Origin of the sequence: Methylopila jiangsuensis (genome assembly GCF_027922305.1) — a bacterium.
GTDB classification, from domain to species: domain Bacteria; phylum Pseudomonadota; class Alphaproteobacteria; order Rhizobiales; family Methylopilaceae; genus Methylopila; species Methylopila jiangsuensis.
In genome coordinates this window covers 2,501-5,872 of record NZ_BSFK01000018.1, presented here as the reverse complement: position 1 = coordinate 5,872, position 3,372 = coordinate 2,501, and the positions used below count along the sequence as shown (strand labels likewise).

Annotated in this window: 1 protein-coding gene, 1 tRNA gene and 2 rRNA genes (1 of these 4 running past the window's edge); 1 reads left to right on the top strand and 3 read right to left on the bottom strand. The window is 55.9% G+C overall.

All coding sequences use genetic code 11. The features are described 5' to 3' along the window. Positions 1-267, top strand: a 267-nt coding sequence (locus tag PKE85_RS17640) for a hypothetical protein (protein WP_271206099.1), incomplete at its 5' end; no start/stop codon positions are given. Here PKE85_RS17640 and PKE85_RS17635 read toward each other — a convergent pair. The 3 genes from PKE85_RS17635 to PKE85_RS17625 all read right to left on the bottom strand — a co-directional run. Further along, positions 238-314: transfer RNA gene (locus PKE85_RS17635), tRNA-Met, on the bottom strand. The two genes, PKE85_RS17640 and PKE85_RS17635, sit on opposite strands and share 30 nt — an antisense overlap. A 71-nt stretch (positions 315-385) precedes the next feature. Next, a 5S ribosomal RNA gene (rrf, locus tag PKE85_RS17630) occupies positions 386-499 on the bottom strand. Positions 500-572: 73 nt separating this feature from the next. Then, positions 573-3,372 (bottom strand): 23S ribosomal RNA (locus PKE85_RS17625) (it continues 2 nt past the right edge of the window).

The following is a 3,372-nucleotide window of genomic DNA, read 5'->3' as shown; positions in this document are numbered from 1 at the left end:
GCGGATGCATCCTTCAGCCGGAGGTTTCCGGCTCGTTTGTCTGTTTGTTTGGCGCGATTGACGTCCCTGTCGGGCGTCGCGGTCGTTTGGGCGCGGTTCCTGGCCTGCAGGCGTTGTGGGCGCACGACGGCTGTCCGTGTTCGGGGGTTCTTTGTGCGCGGCGTTGGCGTTCATGAGCTGAACGGCAAAAAGCCCGCCGTGGTTATGGCGGGCTTTTTTGCGTTATGCGCGGTGATTTGGTTGCGGGGACAGGATTTGAACCTGTGACCTTCAGGTTATGAGCCTGACGAGCTACCGGGCTGCTCCACCCCGCGCCGGGGCCGATGGGATCGGCCTGGGGGATATTGGCGTCTGAGATCGTGAATGATGCGAATGCGCTTTGCAGGCCTGGCGACGACCTACTCTCCCACGTCTTGAGACGGAGTACCATCGGCGCGGAGGAGCTTAACGGCCGAGTTCGGGATGGGATCGGGTTTTTTCTCCTCGCAAAGCCACCAGGCCGGCGAAGCGCATTTTATGAAGCAAGCTGGTCGGCCGCATTCTCGGGTTGAGAATGGGCGTTGATCGTAAGAGCGATCAAGCCAATCGAACGATTAGTAACGGTAAGCTTCACGCGTCGCCGCGCTTCCACATCCGTCCTATCAACGTGGTCGTCTTCCACGGTTCTCAAGGGAGATCTCGTTTTGAGGGGGGTTTCCCGCTTAGATGCCTTCAGCGGTTATCCCGTCCGTACGTAGCTACCCTGCAATGCGGCTGGCGCCACAACAGGTCCACCAGAGGTACGTTCATCCCGGTCCTCTCGTACTAGGGACAAATCCTCTCAAATCTCCGACACCCACGGCAGATAGGGACCGAACTGTCTCACGACGTTCTGAACCCAGCTCACGTACCACTTTAATCGGCGAACAGCCGAACCCTTGGGACCTGCTCCAGCCCCAGGATGTGATGAGCCGACATCGAGGTGCCAAACACTGCCGTCGATATGGACTCTTGGGCAGTATCAGCCTGTTATCCCCGGCGTACCTTTTATCCGTTGAGCGATGGCCCGTCCACGTGGAACCACCGGATCACTATGACCGACTTTCGTCTCTGCTCGACTTGTCTGTCTCGCAGTCAGGCAGGCTTATGCCATTGCACTCAACGAGCGATTTCCGACCGCTCTGAGCCTACCATCGCGCGCCTCCGTTACTCTTTGGGAGGCGACCGCCCCAGTCAAACTACCCACCATGCATTGTCCCGGACCCGGATGACGGGCCGCGGTTAGACGATCGTGACGATAAGGGTGGTATTTCAAGGATGGCTCCACCCGAGCTGGCGCCCGAGCTTCAAAGCCTACCACCTATCCTACACATGCCAACACAATCGCCAATGCAAAGCTATAGTAAAGGTGCACGGGGTCTTTCCGTCTGACCGCAGGAACCCCGCATCTTCACGGGGAATTCAATTTCACTGAGTCTATGCTGGAGACAGCGGGGAAGTCATTACGCCATTCGTGCAGGTCGGAACTTACCCGACAAGGAATTTCGCTACCTTAGGACCGTTATAGTTACGGCCGCCGTTTACCGGGGCTTCGATTCAAAGCTTGCACCTCTCCTCTTAACCTTCCGGCACCGGGCAGGCGTCAGACCCTATACGTCATCTTGCGATTTCGCAGAGCCCTGTGTTTTTGCTAAACAGTTGCCACCCCCTGGTCTGTGCCCCTCGCACGTGGTTGCCCACATACGAGGCCTCCTTATCCCGAAGTTACGGAGGCAATTTGCCGAGTTCCTTCAGCATAGTTCTCTCAAGCGCCTTGGTATGCTCTACCAGTCCACCTGTGTCGGTTTCGGGTACGGTCTGATGTGGGAGCTATTTCCTGGAACATCCAGGCCGCCTTCGGAATCCAGTAACCTCCGACGGCTTTCGACATTCGTCACTACCCACTGGCTGAGGAATATTCACCTCATTCCCATCGACTACGCCTTTCGGCCTCGCCTTAGGGGCCGGCTAACCCTGCGCAGATTAGCTTTACGCAGGAACCCTTGGACTTTCGGCGGGAGTGTCTCTCACACTCCTTTTCGTTACTCATGTCAGCATTCGCACTTCCGATACCTCCAGGATGCCTCACGGCTGTCCCTTCGCAGGCTTACGGAACGCTCCGCTACCGCTCATCTTGCGATGAACCCTAAGCTTCGGCTCGTGGCTTGAGCCCCGTTACATCTTCGGCGCAAGAACCCTTGTTTAGACCAGTGAGCTGTTACGCTTTCTTTAAAGGATGGCTGCTTCTAAGCCAACCTCCTGGTTGTTTTGGGATTCTCACATCCTTTCCCACTTAGCCACGAATTGGGGGCCTTAGCTGTAGGTCAGGGTTGTTTCCCTCTCCACGACGGACGTTAGCACCCGCCGTGTGTCTGCCGGATAGTACTTGCTGGTATTCGGAGTTTGGTTAGGTTTGGTAATCCGGTAAGGACCCCTAGCCCATCCAGTGCTCTACCCCCAGCAGTATTCATCCGACGCTCTACCTAAATAGATTTCGCGGAGAACCAGCTATTTCCGAGTTTGGTTGGTCTTTCACCCCTAGCCACAAGTCATCCGAGACTTTTTCAACAGGCACCGGTTCGGTCCTCCAGTGCGTGTTACCGCACCTTCAACCTGCTCATGGCTAGATCACCCGGGTTCGGGTCTAATACGTCGAACTTATCGCCCTATTCAGACTCGCTTTCGCTTCGCCTACACCTACCGGCTTAAGCTTGCTCGACACATTAAGTCGCTGACCCATTATACAAAAGGTACGCCGTCACCCTTGCGGGCTCCGACTGTTTGTAAGCATCCGGTTTCAGGAACTGTTTCACTCCCCTTGTCGGGGTGCTTTTCACCTTTCCCTCACGGTACTTGTTCGCTATCGGTCGCTGAGGAGTACTTAGGCTTGGAGGGTGGTCCCCCCATGTTCAGACAGGATTTCACGTGTCCCGCCCTACTCGTATCCTTCCAAAAGCTTTTCCCATACGGGGCTGTCACCCATTATTGCCCGACTTTCCAGACGGTTCTGATGAGATTTTGGAAGGCGTTGGCCTGATCCGCGTTCGCTCGCCACTACTAACGGAGTCTCTGTTGATGTCCTTTCCTCCGGGTACTTAGATGTTTCAGTTCCCCGGGTTCGCCTTTGACCCCTATGTATTCAGGGCCAAATACCTCGTTATCAACGCGTCGTAACTCCACCTCCCAGGATCGCTCCCGGGCGGTCGAATTACGAAACGTTGGAGGTGGGTTTCCCCATTCGGAAATCGTCGGATCAAAGCTTGTTCGCAGCTCCCCGACGCTTATCGCAGCGTACCACGTCCTTCATCGCCTCTCAGCGCCAAGGCATCCACCGAATGCTCTTAAGGCACTTGA